Consider the following 20,096-nt stretch of genomic DNA (forward strand, 5'->3'; position numbering starts at 1 on the left):
GGGCGTAACCCGGTTTCTTCAGTATCGCAGGGAGCATTACGGCTTGGCGACAAAACCAATCGCTTCGTAAACGGCTTTCAGCGTAACAGATGCGCGGGCGCTGGCTTTTTCCGCACCTTCTTTCATCACTTTCTGCAGGAAAGCTTCATCGTTACGGAAACGGTGATAGCGCTCCTGAAGCTCAGTCAGCATACCGGAAACGGCCTCTGCGACTTCACCTTTCAGATGACCATACATTTTGCCTTCGAAGTGCTGTTCCAGCTCCGGAATGCTCTTACCGGTGACGGCGGAGAGAATATCCAGCAGGTTGGAAACACCCGCTTTGTTCTGCACGTCGTAGCGTACAACCGGCGGCTCTTCAGAGTCGGTCATCGCACGTTTGATTTTCTTAACCACAGATTTCGGATCTTCCAGCAGACCGATCACGTTGTTGCGGTTGTCATCCGACTTGGACATTTTCTTCGTCGGCTCCAGCAGCGACATCACGCGCGCGCCGGATTTAGGAATGAACGGCTCAGGCACTTTGAAGATGTCGCCATACAGGGCATTAAAGCGCTGGGCGATATCGCGGCTCAGTTCCAGATGCTGTTTCTGATCTTCGCCAACCGGTACCTGGTTGGTCTGATACAACAGGATGTCTGCCGCCATCAGTACCGGATAATCAAACAGACCGGCGTTGATGTTCTCCGCATAGCGCGCGGATTTGTCTTTGAACTGGGTCATACGGCTCAGTTCGCCGAAGTAGGTGTAGCAGTTCAGCGCCCAACCTAACTGTGCATGCTCCGGTACGTGAGACTGCACGAAAATGGTGCTTTTTTCAGGATCGATACCGCATGCCAGATACAGCGCCAGCGTATCGAGCGTTGCTTTACGCAGCTGCTGAGCATCCTGACGAACGGTGATGGCATGTTGGTCAACGATGCAATAGATGCAATGGTAATCATCCTGCATGCTCACCCACTGACGCAGCGCACCCATATAGTTGCCAATGGTCAATTCACCTGAGGGCTGTGCGCCACTAAAAACGATGGGCTTAGTCATTTTTTGATTCCTGATTTTCGCTATGCGGAAGCCCGAGAGCGGGCAGTAGTTCATTAATACGGTCGTAAATAACGTCGGGCTGGCTCAGCGCGATCGACTCGCCGTAGTTGTAGCCATAGGTCAGGCCAACGGACGGACAGCCAGCAGCTTTTGCCGCCTGAATATCATTGCGTGAATCCCCTACGAAGAGCATTTGCTCAGGCTTGATGCCAAGCTTACTTGCCACCAGCAGCAGCGGATCCGGATGCGGTTTTTTATTCTGCACGTCGTCACCACCGATGACCACGCTAAAGTACTTGGCGATATCTAATGCTTCGAGCAATGGCGCGACAAACGGGGTCGGTTTGTTGGTCACCAGACCCAGCGGCAATCCTTTCGCATGCAGCGCGCCCAGCGTGTCGGCAACATCAGGGAACAGGAATGTCCCCTCTTCTGCGACATCGCCGTAGTATCTGTCGAACAGCTTACGCAAAATACGTACCTGCTCCTCGGCGGGAATATCATCATCAACGGGCGGTTTACCCATCGTTTTACGTAATGTTGCGCGCTCCTGACGGGACCACGCCAGCGCGCGCTCCATCAGTACATCTGCACCGTTACCAATCCAGGTGATAACGCGTTCTTCTCCGGCAACCGGCAGTTCCAGCGCATACAGCGCCATGTCCACCGCTGCGGCTAATCCCGGCGCGCTGTCGACCAGCGTGCCGTCGAGGTCAAATGCAGCGCCCCGAATATCCTGAAACTTATCCATGACTTACCTTCGCCAGTTCATTGCGCATTTCATCAATGACTTTTTTGTAATCTGGTTGGTCGAAAATGGCGGAGCCTGCAACAAACATATCTGCGCCTGCCGCGGCAATTTCACCAATGTTATTCACTTTGACGCCACCATCCACTTCGAGGCGGATATCGTAGCCAGATTCATCAATACGACGACGCACTTCGCGCAGCTTATCCAGCGTTTGTGGGATGAAGGACTGTCCGCCAAAGCCTGGGTTAACGGACATCAGCAGGATCACATCGAGCTTATCCATGACGTAGTCCAGATAGCTCAGCGGTGTTGCCGGGTTGAATACCAGGCCCGCTTTACAGCCATGCTCTTTGATCAGCTGTAAAGTGCGATCGACATGCTCGGAGGCTTCCGGATGAAAAGTAATGATGCTGGCGCCAGCGGCGGCGAAGTCCGGGACAATACGATCGACCGGTTTCACCATCAGGTGAACATCAATCGGGGCGGTGATGCCATATTTACGCAGCGATTTCAGTACCATCGGTCCAATGGTCAGGTTCGGTACGTAGTGATTGTCCATGACGTCGAAGTGCACGACATCGGCACCGGCAGTCAGCGCTCTCGCGGTGTCCTCACCCAGGCGGGCAAAATCAGCCGACAGAATTGAGGGGGCGATCAAATACTGTTTCATCCGCTTCTCCTTGAGATTTATTTCTTCGCAGGCGTTACGACTCCTGGTTTATACAGTGCCAGCAGTTCGTTCACCTTTTTACGCGTGCCGCCATTGCTGCTTATGCTGCGCCGCACTTTGACCTGAAAATGTTTCGCCGCTCGGTACCATTCACGGGTATCGGGCGTATCGTGGTTCGAAATTAACACCGGGATCTGCTTACTGACCAGCTTTTCTGCCATCTCGGCCAAATGCGCCTGCTCTTTCGGGCTAAAGCTGTTGGTGTGATACGCAGTGAAATTTGCCGTCGCCGAAAGCGGTGCATAAGGCGGGTCACAATAGACCACAGAGTTGCTATCCGCACGGTCCATGCACTCTTCATAGGAGAGGCAATGGAACTCCGCATTCTGCGCTTTCTCAGCAAAATGGTACAACTCAGCTTCCGGGAAGTAAGGTTTTTTATAACGCCCAAACGGGACGTTAAACTCGCCGCGCAGGTTATAACGGCACAATCCGTTGTAACCAAAGCGGTTCAGATACAAGAACAGTACTGCTCTGCGGAACGGATCCTCGCTGGCATTAAATTCTTCTCTGAACCGATAGTACACCTCAGCCTGATTGGTTTCAGGCATAAACAGCTCACGCGAAGCCTGCACATACTCATCGGTACGCGTCTTCACGATGTTATAGAGACTGATAAGGTCGCTGTTGATATCGGCAAGAATATAACGAGAAAAGTCGGTGTTGAGAAACACCGACCCGGCACCCACAAAAGGTTCAATCAGGCACTCACCCTGAGGTAAATGCCGTTTGATATCATCAAGCAGGGGGTATTTCCCCCCTGCCCATTTCAAAAAAGCGCGATTTTTTTTCATGCTGACTAACTAATTACACCTTCTCCGGCTGTGGAGAAAGCTCCGACAGCATCCTGCGCTTTAGTCTTTGTCCCGCAATTGGGCGAAACATCAAACCATTGCAGAACATATCCTATCTTACTTCAAATCGGCCTGAACCTGATGCAGTGGTTTTGCCCACGGGTTTTTCGCCTGAATATCAGCGGGTAACGTAGACACTGCACGTTTCGCGTCTTCTTTAGACGCATACACGCCTGTCACCAGAACATACCACGGTTGACCGTTACGCGTCGTCTGGTACACCACGTAGTTCTTCAGGTTTTCTTTCTTCGCCCAACCGTTCAGGTTGTCGTAGTTAGAAGAACTGCTGAGCTGCAACGTGTAATGGCTGGACGGCGCAGATTTTAACGCTCCAACATTACCTGCACTTTTCGCTCCGCCAGCAACAGGCGTTGTCGTTGTTGCTGTCGCCGTTGGCGCAGGCGTTGCGGTCTGCGTTGGCGTCGCAGTTGCTTTCGGCTCAGCGGTCGCTTTCGGCGTAGCGGTTACCACAGGTGCTTTAGTTGTGGTGGTCGGCGCGGTAGCAGTTACGGTTGGTTTTGCCTGAGCAACAGGTTTCGGCTCTGTCGGCGTCGCTTTCACCGTAGTTTGCGGTTTGCTCTTCGGCTCAATAACGGCCTGTTTACGTTCCTGGCGCGTAGCAGCAGGACGCTCAGTCGTTTCCGTTTTCGCCGTCTGGCGCGCAGCATTACCATTACGCATCGGCGCAACGGTCGCAGGTTCGGTCGGCAGCGTAGAGTTCACCACGACGTTGTTAACCTGCTCCTGACCCTGCGGTTGTGTCAGAGCATTGTTCAAATCGCCCTGCACTTCAACACGCTGCTGGCCTTCGGTTGCCGCAGGTGCCTGACCTTGAGTCGGGGTAGAGGAAATCGGTGGCAGGGAAACATCCTGCTGGGTATTGCCAGCGGTCTGCTCAGTGCCCGTTGCAGGAGCCGTTGCGCTCGCCTGATCCGTTGCATTGCTGCCAGAAAGATCGATGCTCTTCTCACCAGATGCTGCCTGCTCATTGGAAGAAGATGAGGGGGCTTTCAGCGCAGAACCAATGCCGATAATCAGCAGCAGCAGTACCAGAACACCCACACCCATCATCATATATTGGCGGGAGGCAGGCTTGCTGGCGGCTTTCTTACGCTTGCGCGGACGACGTTCTACACGCTCTTCATCCACGGCATCGTCATCAGATTCATACTCTTCTTCAATGTCCTGCTCTTCTTCACGCTCTTTGCGTGCACGTGCAGGACGGCGATCGTCAGCATCCAGATCAACATCATCAAAATTGATTTGCGGCTCATTATCGCGTTCAGACGATTGACGAGAACGACCAGTACGACGATCGCTGGGATCGGGTTTCAGCTCGTCTTCTGGTTTGAATTCATCCATTTAACACCCCACTCAAAGGTTAATGCTTACGACTTTGCACATAACCTGAAGCTAAAAGACCTACGTTTCGCAACGTAAGCCTGACCTTTCTTGTTGTTACGCCTGCTGGCAATCAGCAATAGCGTTAAGAACCACCTCGTGCGACACTCCGCCGCGCACTTCACTCTTCCCTATCGCTCGCGGAAGCACCAAACGAATCTCTCCCGCTAACACTTTTTTATCTCGCAGCATGTGCGGCAGATAAGCCTCGGTGGACATTTCACGCGGCCCATTCACCGGTAAGCCAGCTCGCTGTAACAGCGTAATGATGCGCTGCGTATCAGCGGAGGTGAACTGACCCAAACGTTCTGACGTACGGGCAGCCATTACCATACCTGCTGCGACTGCTTCACCATGTAACCAATTGCCATAACCCATTTCAGCTTCGATCGCATGGCCAAACGTGTGTCCCAGATTCAGTAAAGCACGTAAGCCCATTTCACGCTCGTCTGCTGCGACAACTTCTGCTTTCAGCTCACAACAACGACGGATACAGTACGCCATTGCCGGACCATCCAGACGCAGTAACGCATCCAGATTGTCTTCCAGCCAGCTGAAAAATTCGCCGTCAAGAATGATGCCGTATTTGATCACTTCCGCCAGCCCCGATGCCAGCTCACGCGCAGGAAGCGTTTTCAGACAATCGAGATCCACCACCACGGAGGCCGGTTGGTAAAACGCGCCAATCATGTTTTTACCGAGGGGATGGTTTACGGCGGTTTTGCCGCCAACGGAGGAGTCGACCTGCGACAACAGAGTTGTCGGGACTTGAATAAAACGAACACCACGTTGATAGCTGGCTGCCGCAAAACCGGTCAGATCGCCAATCACGCCGCCGCCAAGGGCAACTAACGTGGTATCACGACCGTGCGGTTTTTGCAGTAACGCGGTGAAAACCGTATCCAGAACCGTCAGGCTTTTATACTGCTCGCCATCGGGAAGGATAACGCTATCAACGTTAACACCCGCCTGTTCAAGTACGCCGCGAACCTTATCGAGATAAAGGGGAGCCAGGGTTTCGTTGGTCACCAACATAACCTGATCGCCCGATTTCAGCGGTAAGAATGAAGCTGGCTCATTGAACAAACCAGCCGCGATGGTGATAGGGTAACTACGTTCCCCGAGAGTGACTGTGATCCTCTCCATTACGCGACATCCACCTTAGTTACTTGTACCCGCAGACGAGTGTGTATTCAGCCAGAATTAGTTGCTTTCCAACATATGAATAATCTGGTTTGCTACGACTTTTGCGCTCTGATCGTCGGTGCGAATGGTCACGTCAGCAATCTCTTCGTACAGAGGATTGCGTTCGTCAGCCAACGCTTCCAGAACTTCACGAGGCGGTGATTCTACCTGCAGCAGCGGGCGTTTCTTGTCACGTTGAGTACGTGCAAGTTGTTTTTCAATTGTCGTTTCAAGATAGACCACGACGCCACGCGCGGAAAGACGGTTACGTGTTTCACGTGATTTTACAGAGCCACCGCCAGTTGCCAGCACAATACCCTGTTTTTCCGTCAACTCGTTGATGACTTTTTCTTCGCGATCACGGAAGCCGTCTTCACCTTCTACATCGAAGACCCAGCCCACATCAGCTCCGGTTCGTTTCTCAATCTCTTGATCAGAATCGTAAAATTCCATATTGAGTTGTTGAGCTAACTGGCGCCCAATAGTGCTTTTTCCGGCACCCATAGGCCCAACCAGAAAGATATTGCGTTTCTCTGCCATTTTTTCGGTACTACTAAGACTATTCGTTAATGGTAAACCCGCTTCGCAGACACCCAGCGCAGCAGGACATGAACTGAAACCTCATAAGATATTGCGAGAGTCAGACTGAAAATTATCTCAATACTCAAGCGGGTTTGGCAACTGAATAAATCACCAAACCTAACGCATTTCTGGTCGTGGCAGGCATGCTACCCTGCAAACATCAGACCTGGCGACGTATCGCGCAGTCAAATGACACCCAATAAGCCTATGGCACACCACCGGAAAGGCAAAGCGTATTCACTGCCGCATAAGTAAAGAAAAGTACCGACGCTCAAATCGGTACTCCTTGTATGCTAAATACACCCTCACGTCAAATCCCTGAAACGTGTTCAGTGCAAAAACAACGGCTTTTCATGCATAAGTTATTCCGTTGAAACCAGTCTGGGCGTAATAAAGACCACTAATTCGCGCCGTTCGTCTTCTTTACCATCATGGCGAAAAAGAGAGCCAAGCCAGGGAATGTCGCCTAATAGCGGCACGCTGTCGGCTGCGGATTTATTCTTATGTGAAAAAATCCCGCCAAGCGCAATCGTCTCGCCGCTTTTTACCTCGACCTGAGTTTCAATCTCCTGCTTGTCGATAGCCAGCACTTCGCCATCTGCCTGCTGTAGAACCTGTCCGGGAACATTCTGGCTGATATGCAGTTTCAGCCTGATTCTCCCTTTCTGCAACACCGTTGGTGTTACCTCCATCCCCAGTACCGCTTCCTTGAACTCGACGGATGTCGCACCGCTTTCACCGCTGGAGACCTGATAAGGGATCTCACTGCCCTGCTTAATACTGGCAGGTAGCAGATGAGATGCCAGTAATCGTGGGCTGGCGATGATATCCAACTGCTGTTTTTGCTCCAGCGCAGACAACTCCAGTTCCAGTAAACGACCGTTAATGCGGCCAATATTAAATCCCACACGGGATGTGGCGGTGGCTACAGAAAGGTCGCTGGCGAGCGTCGTGACATTCCCAACCGCCCCCGATTGTTGTGCGTCAGCCAGCGACCACTTCACCCCCAGCTCGCGCAAACTTTTTTCATTTATGGTGACGATATGCGCCGCCAGTTCGACCTGGGCAACCGGCAAATCCATTTGCGATACCCACTTTTCCAGGGTGTTAAGCGCAACGCTATTATCACGCAGCAGTAAGCGGTTGGTCCGTTTATCCACCGTCATACTTCCCTTGGCACTGAGCAGCTTTTCTCCTGCTTTTGCCAGCTCGGCAGCATCGGCATAGTGCAAAATAATGCTGCGCTGCTCCAGCGGCATACTGGCCTGAATCCGCGCCTGTTCATTGTCCTGGCGGGCCGCATTTTCACTCTGCCATTGAACAGAATGTACATGCAGGATGTTTCCCTCCTGGCGTAATACCAGTCCGGCACTTTTTACCACCGTCTGCAATGCCTGCTTCCAGGGGACATCCGTCAAATGCAGCGACAGCACACCGCTGACATCTGGCGAAACCACCAGGTTTTTCTGTTCCTGTTCAGCCAGCGCCTGCAATACCTGAGTAACCGGCACATCATCGACCACCAGCGTCACGTTTTGCGGTTTCGTCGCCAGTGCGCTCGTTATCCCGACCGCCAGCGCTATTACTATCCACGCTATCCATCGCTTCATTTACCGCTCCTTGTCGTTGCCACTGCCACCGCGGCGGTTCGCAGTTTCTTTCTGTGTCGAGGGTTATGTTCTGGGCCGTTATCTGCGTAATCGTCCAACCGTTTTTCAGGACGTCATTTGGCTTAACCCGCCGCCATTTTTTCTGGCTATCCTGAACGATGCCAATGGGTCGCGTGCCCTGGCTCACCATGCCCTGAAAACGCCATGTCGACAGCTCAGCAATTTGGCAACGGTCCTCCGGCGGCAGGAAGGGATTACGCATACCGGTGAGCATCAGTACGCTTACGCATATCAACAGCCAGCGTTCAACCGTCATTCAGACGCTCCAGCTGTAGCGTTAGCAGCAGCTCCGTGTCTTCTGCGCTAAGCGAAAATCGGCTGACGTTCATCCCCTGATCCGCCAACTGGACAAACGTCTGCGGGATAGCATCCCAGGCCGATATCAGCGCCATCTCTCCGCCTTGCGCGGAGGGTTGCCAGTGGATAAGACGAGTAAGTGAAGTCTGAAACAGTAGTGGAGAGAACAGGGTCAGTTTCTCTTCCGGCTCTGCTGGTGATGCCGCCAGCAGATAGACATCTCGCCATTGCATCTGAATAGCTGCCCGTTGCTGGACCAGCGTCTCGCGTTGCATCGTCCGCTCCCGCGCTACGGGATAAAGACATAACGTCACCAGTATGAGTAGCCCCAACATCCAGCCGCACCAGCAGATGAGTCGAAAGCGCGGCGACTGCGCTAACCAGACATCACAGAGCGTTATCATGCGCACCGCTCCGTGTCAGTCGATAGTGGAATTGCCAGTGTCCCTGCGCATCCTGCTGCGTTTCACCGGGGCTGCTCAACTGAAATAATGGCTGCTGGCGTAATTGCGTTTCCAGAGTCTTCAGCGCGGCAAAGTTCAGCGTGTTTCCCGTCAGTTCCAGCGTGTCCTGCTGCCAGGTCATTTTTGTTAACCACGCCTGCTCAGGCAGTAATTCCGCCAGCTCTTGCAAAACCGACTGCCAGCTTCGGGTCTGCTCACGCTGTTTGTTCCGTGCCTGCACCTGTTGCCATCGTTGCTGGCGCTGCTGCATACGCGGCTTTAGCGCCATTAAGGCCTCGACACGCGTCTTTTCGGCATCTGTCAGCAACAATTCAGCCCGATTTTCTACACTCAACACGCTGTAATAGCGCAACAACACGCCAATACTAAGCAGTAGCGAAGCGCTAAATAAGATGCCCCAGAAGCGCAGGCAAGCGTAACGCCGAGTCTGACGCCAGGGCAGAAGATTAATGGTCGCTATCATCGGTACGCGCCTCCCATAGCGAGTCCCAGCGCAATGGCGAAGTGATGACTTTGCGTTGGAATGGGCGGCTGGCGTACAGACACGGCGCTCAAAGGATCGAAGCCGCCAGGGGAGCATTGCGCAATGGCTGTCGTGGGCAGAGATAATGTCGTGGCAAGCTCATCGATACTGCCAATATCGCCCGTTGATTTACGTCCCCATGCCGAACGGGTCGCCCATAACCACTGGGCGTCATCACGCCATACCAGACACTGCTGATGCTCTGGCAAGAAGGGAATAAATCGCTGTAACGCGCTGGCATCCGGTGTAATCGCCGTAACCTGCACCTTCAGGGTTTGGATAAGCGTCAGAAGCGCTGAAATCTCTTTGCTTTGCGCAGCAGTGACGTTAAACGCCGGGCTCAACGTGTCTTCGCTATAATCAAAATGCAGCGCATCCGGCGCCATATCCAGTTCACGCGCCATCGAACCAGACAACCATGCGGTTTGCTCAGGCTCGCGTAACGTCATTGTCGGACGAGGAAACTTTTTTTGTAACGTCCTGTTGGCGGGAAAAGAGAGATGAATATGGTGTCGGCGAGGAAGCTCCCGGCTCCACGGCAGCAGCGCGGAGACCAGCTGTTCAGGCTCGCGAATGTGGCCATCGACGATAGCCTGAGGCGTCAGCGGTATACGCCACCAGCGTTGCAGATACCAACCTGATGCTTCGCGAACGATAGCGACAGCCAGCGCTTCATGTTGCTGAATATGCAGACCAATTTTCCAGATATTGAAAGCCATTGCTGATGATCTCCTTATCACCCGTCGCTTTAACGGGTATATCAATGCGTCTGGCTTGCCTTTATACTACCGCGCGTTTGTTTATAAACTGCCCAAATGCCACTAAATGGGAAATCTCCAGTGAAGTTCGTAAAGTATTTATTAATCCTTGCAGTATGTTGCATCCTGCTGGGAGCAGGCTCGATTTATGGCCTCTATCGCTATATTGAGCCGCAATTGCCTGACGTCGCGACGCTCAAAGATGTGCGTTTACAGATCCCGATGCAGGTTTACAGCGCTGACGGCGAGCTAATCGCGCAATATGGCGAGAAACGTCGAATCCCGGTCACGCTGGATCAGATGCCGCCGGTAATGGTTAAAGCCTTTATCGCCACAGAAGACAGCCGCTTTTATGAGCACCATGGGGTAGACCCGGTGGGGATCTTCCGTGCGGCCAGCGTCGCATTGTTCTCTGGTCACGCGTCGCAAGGGGCGAGTACCATTACCCAACAGTTGGCGAGAAACTTCTTCCTGAGCCCGGAACGTACGCTGATGCGTAAGATCAAAGAAGTGTTTCTGGCGATCCGCATTGAACAACTGCTGAGTAAAGATGAGATCCTCGAACTGTATCTGAACAAGATCTATCTGGGGTATCGCGCCTATGGCGTGGGTGCTGCCGCGCAGGTCTATTTCGGTAAGACGGTGGATCAACTCAGCTTAAGTGAAATTGCGGTGATTGCCGGTCTGCCAAAAGCGCCGTCAACCTTCAACCCGCTCTATTCGATGGACCGTGCAACCGCGCGACGTAACGTTGTACTGTCGCGTATGTTGAGCGAAAACTACATCACGCAAGCCCAGTACGATCAGGCACGCGGCGAGGCCATTGACGCCAACTACCACGCGCCGGAAATCGCTTTCTCTGCACCGTATCTGTCTGAAATGGTGCGCCAGGAGATGTATAACCGTTATGGCGAGAAAGCCTATGAAGACGGGTATCGCATCACCACCACCATTACGCGCAAAGTACAGCAGGCAGCTCAGCAGGCAGTACGTAACAACGTGATGGATTACGACATGCGCCACGGCTACCGCGGCCCGTCGAACGTGCTGTGGAAAGTGGGCGAAAGCAGTTGGGACAGCAAGAAAATTACCGATACGCTGAAAGCGCTGCCGACTTATGGCCCCCTGCTGCCGGCGGTTGTTACCAGCGCCAATCCACAGGAAGCCATTGCCGCGCTGGCGGATGGTACATCAGTGTCATTACGGATGGATGGTATGCGCTGGGCGCGTCCTTACCGTTCGGATACTCAACAAGGCCCGACGCCGCGTAAAGTGACCGACGTAGTACAGACTGGCCAGCAAATCTGGGTACGCCAGGTGGGAGATGCCTGGTGGCTGGCGCAAGTGCCGGACGTCAACTCCGCCCTGGTCTCCATCAATCCGCAAAACGGCGCGGTGCTGGCGCTGGTTGGTGGTTTTGACTTCAACCAGAGCAAGTTTAACCGTGCAACCCAGGCGTTACGCCAGGTGGGCTCCAACATCAAGCCATTCCTGTATACCGCCGCAATGGATAAAGGTCTGACGCTGGCGAGCATGCTCAACGACGTGCCAATCTCCCGCTGGGATGCCGGTGCTGGTTCTGACTGGCAGCCGAAGAACTCCCCGCCGCAGTACGCCGGTCCTATCCGCTTACGTCAGGGGCTGGGTCAGTCGAAAAACGTGGTGATGGTACGCGCCATGCGCGCCATGGGCGTGGATTACGCGGCAGAGTATCTGCAACGTTTCGGTTTCCCGGCACAGAACATTGTGCATACCGAATCACTGGCGCTGGGTTCGGCTTCGTTCACGCCGTTGCAGGTGGCGCGCGGTTACGCGGTGATGTCTAACGGAGGCTTCCTGGTCGATCCGTATTTCATCAGTAAGATCGAAAGCGATATGGGCGGCGTTATCTTCGAAGCGAAGCCAAAAATTGCCTGCCCGGAATGCGATATTCCGGTGATTTACGGCGATACCCAGAAATCTAACGTGCTGGAAAACAGTAACGTAGAAGATGTCGCCGTCTCGCAGGAACAGCAGAATGCCGCCGTGCCTATGCCGCAGCTTGAGCAGGCGAACCAGGCACTGGTCGCGCAAAGCGGAACACAAGAGTACGCTCCGCACGTGATCAACACGCCGCTGGCCTTCCTGATTAAAAGCGCGCTGAACACCAATATCTTTGGTGAACCAGGCTGGATGGGAACCGGTTGGCGCGCAGGTCGCGATTTACAGCGTCATGATATCGGCGGGAAAACGGGGACTACCAACAGCTCTAAAGATGCGTGGTTCTCCGGTTACGGACCAGGGGTAGTAACGTCGGTATGGATCGGCTTTGATGACCATCGCCGCAACCTTGGTCATACAACGGCTTCCGGCGCGATCAAGGACCAAATCTCCGGCTACGAAGGCGGTGCGAAGAGTGCGCAGCCTGCATGGGATGCTTACATGAAATCCGTGCTGGAAGGTGTGCCTGAACAGCCGCTGACGCCACCACCGGGTATCGTGACGGTCAATATCGATCGCAGTACCGGTCAACTGGCGAGCGGCGGTAACAGCCGCGCAGAGTACTTCATTGAAGGCACTCAGCCGACGCAACAGGCGGTGCATGAGGTGGGAACAACCATTATTGATAATGGTGAGACACACGAACTGTTCTGATCGATTGCCGGATGGCGCTTCGCTTATCCGGCCTACAATTTCGGTACAATTATTTGATCTTCCGGAATTTTGTAGGCTGGATAAGGTATCAGTTGGCAATCGTAATTAAAGCCGTCCCTGCCCTTTCAGCCATTCGCGTACGAGGAACAGCGCACTGACATTACGCGCTTCGTGAAAATCAGGGTCTTCCAGCAGGTCCATCAAATGCGCCAGCGGCCAGCGCACCTGCGGTAATGGCTCAGGTTCATCACCCTCCAGCGATTCAGGATATAAGTCCTCTGCCACCACGATGTTCATCTTGCTGGAGAAATAAGATGGCGCCATGCTGAGTTTCTTTAAAAACGTCAGATCTTTTGCGCCAAACCCCACCTCTTCTTTCAGCTCCCGATTCGCCGCCTCAAACACGCTTTCGCCAGGATCGATTAATCCCTTGGAAAAACCCAGTTCGTAGGACTCGGTCCCGACCGCGTATTCGCGAATAAGGATCAGATGGTCGTCAACAATCGGCACAATCATTACCGCTTCACGCGTGGATGGACGCATACGTTCATAAACGCGGCGTACGCCATTGCTGAACTCAAGGTCCACGCTTTCGACCTTAAACAGCCGGGATTGGGCGATGGTTTCCACTTTCAAAATCGTGGGTTTCTGTAATGATTTGCTCATTGTGAGGATCTTTGCTGTGAAATCTGGGGTTATTGTGCGATATACCGCACGGTTTCGGCAATGTGAATTGCCGTTTATTTACATTTATGTAACGTACTAAAAGTTAATCCCTATTTCAAATTAAAAGTCAATAGGTTGAAATAACTCCAGGAATTTGCTGATATTCCATTTTTGGTGATTTTGCTATGATTCGCATTTACTGGGCTGTACTTAAAGATGCTCAAGTTCGACTCCACACTTGCCGATAGCCAACCACAGAATCACGAATATTGAACAGGGTGCGACTGACCACGCCTGACAGACTAAGTAAGATGGGGAAAGCATGAGCACCATTCTGATTTTTTTAGCTGCTTTGCTGGCCTGCTCATTGCTTGCAGGATGGCTACTCAAATCAAAATCCAGGCAGAAAAATTTACCCTTGAGCAGCGTCTTCTCAGACGCCTCGAAACGTAAACTCACACCTGAAGAACGCAGCGCAGTCGAAAACTATCTCGAAAGCCTTAGTCAAATTCAGCAAGTACCCGGTCCCACAGGAGCCAGTGCTGCACCGGTCTCATTAACGTTGAATGCCCAAAGTAATAGCGTCATCGTGCTTACTCGTTCGATTACACGTTACGGCATTACCACCGACGATCCTAACAAATGGCGCTACTATCTTGATTCCGTTGAGGTACATCTTCCCCCTTTCTGGGAACAATACATCAACGACGAAAACAGCGTTGAGATAATCCACACCAATACGATACCGCTGGTTATCTCGTTGAACGGCCATACGCTGCAGGAATATATGCAGGAAGCGCGAGGTTATGCGTTACAGCACACCGCTTCTACCCAGGCGTCCATTCGTGGTGAAGAAAGTGAGCAGATTGAACTGCTGAATATTCGCCAGGAAACCCATGAAGAATATGCGCTCAGCCGCCCTTCGGGATTGCGCGAGGCGTTACTGATAACCGCCTCATTCCTGCTGTTCTTTTTCTGTTTGGTTATCCCGAATACGTTTGTTCCGTGGGCAGTTGGTGGCGCGGTATTGCTGTTAGCTGCGGGTCTGTGGGGATTGTTCGCCCCGCCGTCTAAAAGCGCCCTGCGGGAAATTCATTGTCTGCGCGGTACGCCACGTCGCTGGGGGTTATTTGGCGAAAACGACCAGGAACAAATTAATAATATCTCGCTGGGTATTATTGATCTGATCTACCCACCTCACTGGCAACCTTACATCGCCCAAGACCTTGGCCAGCAAACGGATATCGATATTTATCTCGATCGCCACGTTGCCCGCCAGGGGCGTTTTTTATCTCTGCACGATGAAGTGAAAAACTTCCCGTTACAGCACTGGCTGCGCAACGCCGTCATCGCAGGCGGCTCGTTACTGGTACTGCTGATGCTGCTGTTTTGGATCCCGCTGGATATGCCGATAAAGGTCACGCTCTCCTGGATGAAGGGCGCTCAAACTATCGAAGCCACCAGCGTTAAACAGCTCGAAAACGCGGGCGTTCGCGTGGGTGACACGCTGCACCTGAGTGGTACGGGTATGTGTAACATTCATACCCAAGGAAGCTGGAATGCGCAGCCTGCCACGCCGTTTATGCCTTTCGATTGCTCGCAAATTATCTGGAATGACGCGCGCGCATTGCCGCTGCCTGAGTCTGACCTGGTGAATAAGGCTACCGCGCTCACGCAGGCCGTGAGCCGTCAGCTGCATCCCAAACCTGACGATGACTCTCGCGTCAGCGCATCGCTACGCTCAGCAATCCAAAAGTCCGGCATGGTATTACTGGACGATTTTGGTGAGATTGTCCTGAAAACGGCCGATCTGTGTGCAGCCAAAGATGAATGTGTGCGCTTAAAAAATGCGCTGGTTAACCTCGGTAACAGTAAAGACTGGGCCGCGCTGGTGAAGCGAGCAAACGCAGGCAAACTGGATGGCGTGAACGTGCTGCTGCGTCCGGTAAGCGCAGAGTCACTGGATAATCTGGTGAATACCTCTACGGCGCCGTTTATTTCACGCGAGACTGCGCGAGCAGCCCAGGCGCTGAATAGCCCTGCCCCTGGCGGTTTCCTGATTATCAGCGATGAAGGCAGCGATCTAGTCGATCAGCCGTGGCCGACGACCTCGCTATATGACTATCCACCTCAGGAACAGTGGAACGCCTTCCAGCGCCTGGCGCAGATGCTAATGCAGACGCCGTTTCGCGCGGAAGGGATCGTCACCAATATTTCGACTGACGCCAATGGCACCCAGCACATTGGACTGCACCGTATCCCGGACCGCTCAGGTTTATGGCGCTACCTTGGCACGACGCTGCTGATGTTCTCCATGCTCGGATGCGCTATCTACAACAGCATACAGGCATTCAGACGCTACCAGCGTCACCGCACCCGCATCGCGGAAATTCAGAGCTACTACGAAAGTTGTCTGAATCCAACACTGATTGACAACCCGGAAAGCCTGATTCGATAACACGCTCGCGCGACAGGATATGCTACCCTGTCGCGCATCATGTTTTCTTCTGGGGAGTTTCCATGCATATCAATATTGCCTGGCAGGATGTCGACACCGTGTTGTTAGATATGGACGGCACGCTGCTCGACCTGGCATTCGATAACTATTTCTGGCAAAAACTGGTGCCGGAAACCTATGGCGCGAAGCAGGGTATCTCTCCTCAGGAAGCTCAGGACTATATTCGTCAGCAGTATCATGCCGTGCAGCATACGCTAAACTGGTATTGCCTGGATTACTGGAGCGAGTGCCTGGATCTGGATATTTGCGCCATGACCACGGAACAGGGACCGCGCGCCGTTTTGCGCGAAGATACCGTACCGTTTCTTGATGCCTTAAAAGCCAGCGGCAAGCGCCGCATTTTGCTCACCAACGCGCATCCGCATAATCTGGCGGTGAAGCTTGAGCATACCGGTCTGGCCTCACACCTTGATTTATTACTTTCCACCCACACATTTGGTTATCCCAAAGAGGATCAGCGGTTATGGCACGCTGTGGCTGAAGAAACGGGAATGAGTGCAGAGAAGACGCTGTTTATTGACGACAGCGAACCCATTCTCGACGCCGCTGCTCTGTACGGTATTCGTTACTGCCTCGGCGTGACCAATCCCGACTCCGGCATCGCCGAAAAACAGTACGCACGCCATCCGTCACTGAATGACTACCGCCGACTGATCCCCTCACTGATGTGAAGGAGACGCCATGAAAGAAAAGCCCTCTGCTGAAATCAGGCTGGATAAATGGCTGTGGGCTGCACGCTTTTACAAAACGCGTGCGCTAGCCCGCGAAATGGTTGAAGGCGGTAAGGTGCACTACAACGGCCAGCGCAGTAAGCCAAGCAAGATTGTCGAGCTGAACGCCACCCTCACCCTTCGCCAGGGAAATGACGAACGAACAGTCATTATCAAGGCCATTACCGAGCAGCGTCGCCCGGCAACGGAAGCCGTTACGCTGTATGAAGAAACCGCGGAAAGCGTGGAAAAACGCGAAAAAATGGCGCTGGCGCGTAAACTTAACGCGTTAACCATGCCGCACCCGGACAGACGACCGGACAAGAAAGAGCGCCGCGACCTGTTACGATTTAAACACGGCGACAGCGAGTGACTGTCACCTGCAAGAGAGATGATTATGCCGCAACATGACCAATTACATCGTTATCTGTTTGAAAACTTTGCCGTGCGCGGCGAGCTGGTGACCGTTTCGGAAACCCTGCAACAGATCCTCGAAAATCATACTTACCCGCAGCCGGTCAAAAACGTACTGGCTGAGCTGCTGGTTGCCACCAGCCTGCTCACCGCCACGCTGAAATTTGCCGGTGATATCACTGTGCAGTTGCAGGGTGATGGTCCGCTGAGCCTGGCCGTCATCAACGGCAACAACAATCAGCAGATGCGCGGCGTGGCCCGCATGCAGGGTGATATTCCTGAAGATGCCGATCTGAAAACGCTGGTGGGCAACGGTTACCTGGTGATCACCATTACCCCGGAAGAAGGCGAGCGTTATCAAGGCGTGGTCGGTCTGGAAGGTGACACGCTGGCAGCGTGTCTGGAAGATTACTTCATGCGTTCTGAACAGCTGCCGACACGCCTGTTCATCCGCACTGGCGACGTTGATGGCAAACCCGCTGCTGGCGGAATGCTGCTGCAGGTAATGCCGGCGCAAAACGCGCAGGCAGATGATTTCGATCACCTGACCGCCCTGACCGAAACTATCAAAGCCGAAGAGCTGCTGACGCTGCCGGCCAACGAAGTGCTGTGGCGCCTGTACCACGAAGAAGAGGTTACTCTCTACGATCCGCAGGACGTTGAGTTCAAATGCACCTGTTCACGCGAACGCTGCGCAGGCGCACTGAAAACGTTGCCGGACGAAGAAGTGGACAGCATTCTGGCGGAAGAAGGCGAGATCGATATGCACTGCGATTACTGCGGTAGCCACTATCTGTTTAACGCCATGGATATTGCTGAGATCCGCAGCAATGCCTCCCCTGCCGATCCCCAGGTGCATTAATCACCGTCTTGCCTGATGGCACGGCGCTTATCAGGCCTACGGAAAATCTGTCGTAGGCCTGATAAAACGTTCGCGCTGCCATCCGGCAAAAACGATGTCGGCAACACACTCACTCGGTGTAATAAGTCATCGGCAGTCTTTTGCCATCAATAGTGATATCCCGCCAGATTCTGGGGGCTGAGCCCAGTTGCTGATTCGCTACCGCCTGCAGCAATTTATCCTTAGTGAATCCTTCAGGTAGCCTGGCAACCGCTAACAAATCCCATTTGTTTTTCTGCATGCCGAAGACCAGACTCTCCCCATCGCCAAAGGCATATAACACCTGCTCAGGATGACCATCCGCATTGAGGTCCTGACTCACCAGTACGCACGCATTCTGCTCAGCACAAGAGGTGATGCGATACCCCTGTGTTTTGACAAACGCCCAGAACGCATCGTCTGGCTTCTGGCTCCCCGGAGCAATCACAACCTTCGATACTAACTGTGTTGCGCTTAGCTCTTTAACCGGATCCCGGCGCCCTTGCAGCAGAGAATTCAAGTCGCGTCTGCGTTTACTGTCTTGATTAAACGCCACATCTTTTTGTAATGCTTCCAACGCTGCGCGCCCCGGTTTTCCACTGTGAGCCAACATATACAGGCTGACTTGATCCGGTTTAATTTTTCCGCTGTGATACAGCCTCATATGGCTGTTAACGCTGATGCGCCAGGCATCAATAACCGGCGATGACAGCAGAACCAACAGCCCCAACGCCAGCAACGAAACGCCAAGAATGACCAGCCCCTGAAGCTCAAGCGGATTGCGCCCGCGGCGCAAAATGCTGGCCTGATAGCCAAACGACCATACCAGCAGTACCACGACCACCAGCACGCCATACAAACGCTCAGGCGTCCAACCGTACTGCTGTATTCGGACCCACAGTGACCAACCTGCAATCAGCATATAGATGGGCGCGACAATCAGAGAGCATTTGATCAGGTAGCGTAACGCGCCAGGATAGGGTAACGCCTCTTTTTGCGGTTCACGCACAATAGCCATCAACAGCAATAGGAGCAGCGTCAGCGTTGACATCAACCCGGCCGCAGACACGCGTTGCGAAATAGCCTCCAGCCCGGTGAAGGGTAAGGTCAGTATGAACATCAGCGCCAACAGCGCGACCAGAGGTAACAGACCGGTGGCGATAAACGTCAGTAATTTTTGTACCGCCGTGACCAGACGCGACTGTGTTCGGGCCAGTACCACTGCCAGTGCGGTAATCAGACCAAAGGCCACATAGCCAAACCAGTCGGTATCAAAGAAGAGCGTGCTGAAGAAGGGAATACCGACCAGCTTAAACATCTCGCTCCATAGCAGGAGCACCAGCCAGAACAAACCGTTGGCGACAAAGACAATCAGCAACGTCAACGCATTAAGCCACAATTGCCGATAAAAATGCGGGTAACGCGCCTGCTCACGAGAGACATGAAGCGAGTACTGAATCCAGGGCAAAGCAAGCATCGCCATCAGCAGTAAGCGCCAACCGTAGAACATAAAAACTTCATGTTGCCGCCACTTATCACTGTCCTCGACTTGCCACTTTAGCCAGACGCTCATCGCCAGCACCACAACAAAGATCAGCGCCATCCAGTACCACAGCGCGCGTTGTTTGAAAGAAACAACAGTAAGCAAAAGTGCCGAGGTGATCGCAATCGTCGCAGGCATGCCATAGAACAGCCAGCCGTCATTATGGGGCGCCAGATATGTCATCAGCAGATAGCATAATGTCCCCTGCAACAGGCCGATGAATATCATGCCCCAACGCGTCGTACGTGAAATTTCAGCACTATCCATGTCAGTATCCAGAATGAAGGGAAAAGCTAATTATCGCATCAACTTCACAATTTTGAGCATTGATAGAGCGATTTCAGACCACGACGACGGGAAGTGAATCGATATTGTTTATGTATATCCAACATTCATTTCTTACGTGAATGCGATTACACTCACAAGATTCCCGCCAAAAACACTCTCCATTAACGTTTTAAGAACATTTTCCACA

At 53.0% G+C, this 20,096-nt stretch carries 19 protein-coding genes; 5 read left to right on the top strand and 14 right to left on the bottom strand.

Going from position 1 to position 20,096, the window contains the following annotated elements; genetic code table 11:
• Positions 1-36: 36 nt before the first annotated feature.
• From trpS to OGX83_RS13125, 12 genes are all read right to left on the bottom strand, one after another.
• Positions 37-1,041: a tryptophan--tRNA ligase gene (gene trpS, locus OGX83_RS13070; protein ID WP_003827687.1), complete on the bottom strand. Its 1,005-nt coding sequence runs from the start codon at positions 1,039-1,041 to the stop codon at positions 37-39.
• Positions 1,034-1,792, bottom strand: coding sequence for a phosphoglycolate phosphatase (gene gph / locus OGX83_RS13075; protein WP_003837920.1), 759 nt, complete (start codon positions 1,790-1,792; stop codon positions 1,034-1,036). Before gph ends, trpS begins: the two co-directional genes overlap by 8 nt.
• Positions 1,785-2,462 (bottom strand): ribulose-phosphate 3-epimerase, encoded by a 678-nt coding sequence (gene rpe, locus OGX83_RS13080; RefSeq protein WP_003023561.1) that lies wholly within the window; start codon positions 2,460-2,462, stop codon positions 1,785-1,787. The genes gph and rpe overlap by 8 nt, the downstream gene beginning before the upstream one ends.
• A 17-nt stretch (positions 2,463-2,479) precedes the next feature.
• Positions 2,480-3,316 carry an adenine-specific DNA-methyltransferase gene (gene dam, locus OGX83_RS13085; RefSeq protein ID WP_048215408.1) on the bottom strand — a complete coding sequence of 279 codons (837 nt, stop codon included), beginning with the start codon at positions 3,314-3,316 and terminating at the stop codon, positions 2,480-2,482.
• Between the two features lie 117 nt (positions 3,317-3,433).
• Complete coding sequence (gene damX, locus OGX83_RS13090; RefSeq protein ID WP_286588216.1) at positions 3,434-4,738, bottom strand: cell division protein DamX; 1,305 nt, start codon at positions 4,736-4,738, stop codon at positions 3,434-3,436.
• 96 nt (positions 4,739-4,834) lie between these two features.
• On the bottom strand, positions 4,835-5,923 hold the full coding sequence (gene aroB, locus OGX83_RS13095) for a 3-dehydroquinate synthase (RefSeq protein ID WP_003827681.1): 1,089 nt from the start codon (positions 5,921-5,923) through the stop codon (positions 4,835-4,837).
• A gap of 57 nt (positions 5,924-5,980) precedes the next feature.
• Complete coding sequence (gene aroK, locus OGX83_RS13100) at positions 5,981-6,502, bottom strand: shikimate kinase AroK (RefSeq protein ID WP_003023552.1); 522 nt, start codon at positions 6,500-6,502, stop codon at positions 5,981-5,983.
• 404 nt (positions 6,503-6,906) lie between these two features.
• Positions 6,907-8,154, bottom strand: a complete 1,248-nt coding sequence (gene hofQ / locus OGX83_RS13105) for a DNA uptake porin HofQ (RefSeq protein WP_186412916.1) — start codon at positions 8,152-8,154, stop codon at positions 6,907-6,909.
• Positions 8,057-8,470 (bottom strand): HofP DNA utilization family protein, encoded by a 414-nt coding sequence (locus OGX83_RS13110; protein ID WP_186412915.1) that lies wholly within the window; start codon positions 8,468-8,470, stop codon positions 8,057-8,059. Before OGX83_RS13110 ends, hofQ begins: the two co-directional genes overlap by 98 nt.
• Positions 8,460-8,915 (bottom strand): HofO family protein, encoded by a 456-nt coding sequence (locus OGX83_RS13115; protein ID WP_032945211.1) that lies wholly within the window; start codon positions 8,913-8,915, stop codon positions 8,460-8,462. Before OGX83_RS13115 ends, OGX83_RS13110 begins: the two co-directional genes overlap by 11 nt.
• Positions 8,899-9,438 carry a PilN domain-containing protein gene (locus tag OGX83_RS13120; RefSeq protein ID WP_186412914.1) on the bottom strand — a complete coding sequence of 180 codons (540 nt, stop codon included), beginning with the start codon at positions 9,436-9,438 and terminating at the stop codon, positions 8,899-8,901. Before OGX83_RS13120 ends, OGX83_RS13115 begins: the two co-directional genes overlap by 17 nt.
• Entirely contained in the window at positions 9,435-10,217 is a 783-nt protein-coding gene (locus tag OGX83_RS13125; protein ID WP_286588220.1) for a type IV pilus biogenesis protein PilM, read from the bottom strand. The genes OGX83_RS13120 and OGX83_RS13125 overlap by 4 nt, the downstream gene beginning before the upstream one ends.
• A 120-nt stretch (positions 10,218-10,337) precedes the next feature.
• Here OGX83_RS13125 and mrcA point away from each other — a divergent pair, with 120 nt between their 5' ends.
• On the top strand, positions 10,338-12,890 hold the full coding sequence (mrcA, locus tag OGX83_RS13130) for a peptidoglycan glycosyltransferase/peptidoglycan DD-transpeptidase MrcA (protein WP_003827669.1): 2,553 nt from the start codon (positions 10,338-10,340) through the stop codon (positions 12,888-12,890).
• Between the two features lie 105 nt (positions 12,891-12,995).
• Here the strand turns inward: mrcA and nudE are convergent, their stop codons facing one another.
• Positions 12,996-13,556 (bottom strand): ADP compounds hydrolase NudE, encoded by a 561-nt coding sequence (gene nudE / locus OGX83_RS13135; protein ID WP_048236942.1) that lies wholly within the window; start codon positions 13,554-13,556, stop codon positions 12,996-12,998.
• Between the two features lie 322 nt (positions 13,557-13,878).
• On the opposite strand from nudE, the gene igaA reads away from it, so the two are divergent.
• The 4 genes from igaA to hslO all read left to right on the top strand — a co-directional run bounded on the left by igaA (position 13,879) and on the right by hslO (position 18,060).
• The gene (igaA, locus tag OGX83_RS13140) at positions 13,879-16,014 is read left to right on the top strand and encodes an intracellular growth attenuator protein IgaA (protein WP_032945218.1); all 2,136 of its coding nucleotides are present in this window, start codon (positions 13,879-13,881) and stop codon (positions 16,012-16,014) included.
• 62 nt (positions 16,015-16,076) lie between these two features.
• Complete coding sequence (gene yrfG, locus OGX83_RS13145; RefSeq protein ID WP_003023533.1) at positions 16,077-16,745, top strand: GMP/IMP nucleotidase; 669 nt, start codon at positions 16,077-16,079, stop codon at positions 16,743-16,745.
• A 10-nt stretch (positions 16,746-16,755) separates the two neighbouring features.
• Positions 16,756-17,157, top strand: coding sequence for a ribosome-associated heat shock protein Hsp15 (gene hslR, locus OGX83_RS13150; RefSeq protein ID WP_079934288.1), 402 nt, complete (start codon positions 16,756-16,758; stop codon positions 17,155-17,157).
• A 24-nt stretch (positions 17,158-17,181) separates the two neighbouring features.
• Complete coding sequence (gene hslO, locus OGX83_RS13155) at positions 17,182-18,060, top strand: Hsp33 family molecular chaperone HslO (RefSeq protein WP_003023531.1); 879 nt, start codon at positions 17,182-17,184, stop codon at positions 18,058-18,060.
• Between the two features lie 109 nt (positions 18,061-18,169).
• Here hslO and OGX83_RS13160 read toward each other — a convergent pair whose 3' ends face one another.
• Positions 18,170-19,888 carry a DUF4153 domain-containing protein gene (locus tag OGX83_RS13160; protein WP_286588224.1) on the bottom strand — a complete coding sequence of 573 codons (1,719 nt, stop codon included), beginning with the start codon at positions 19,886-19,888 and terminating at the stop codon, positions 18,170-18,172.
• Positions 19,889-20,096 lie beyond the last annotated feature (208 nt).

This window comes from Citrobacter sp. Cpo074, from assembly GCF_030332745.1.
GTDB classification, from domain to species: domain Bacteria; phylum Pseudomonadota; class Gammaproteobacteria; order Enterobacterales; family Enterobacteriaceae; genus Citrobacter; species Citrobacter portucalensis.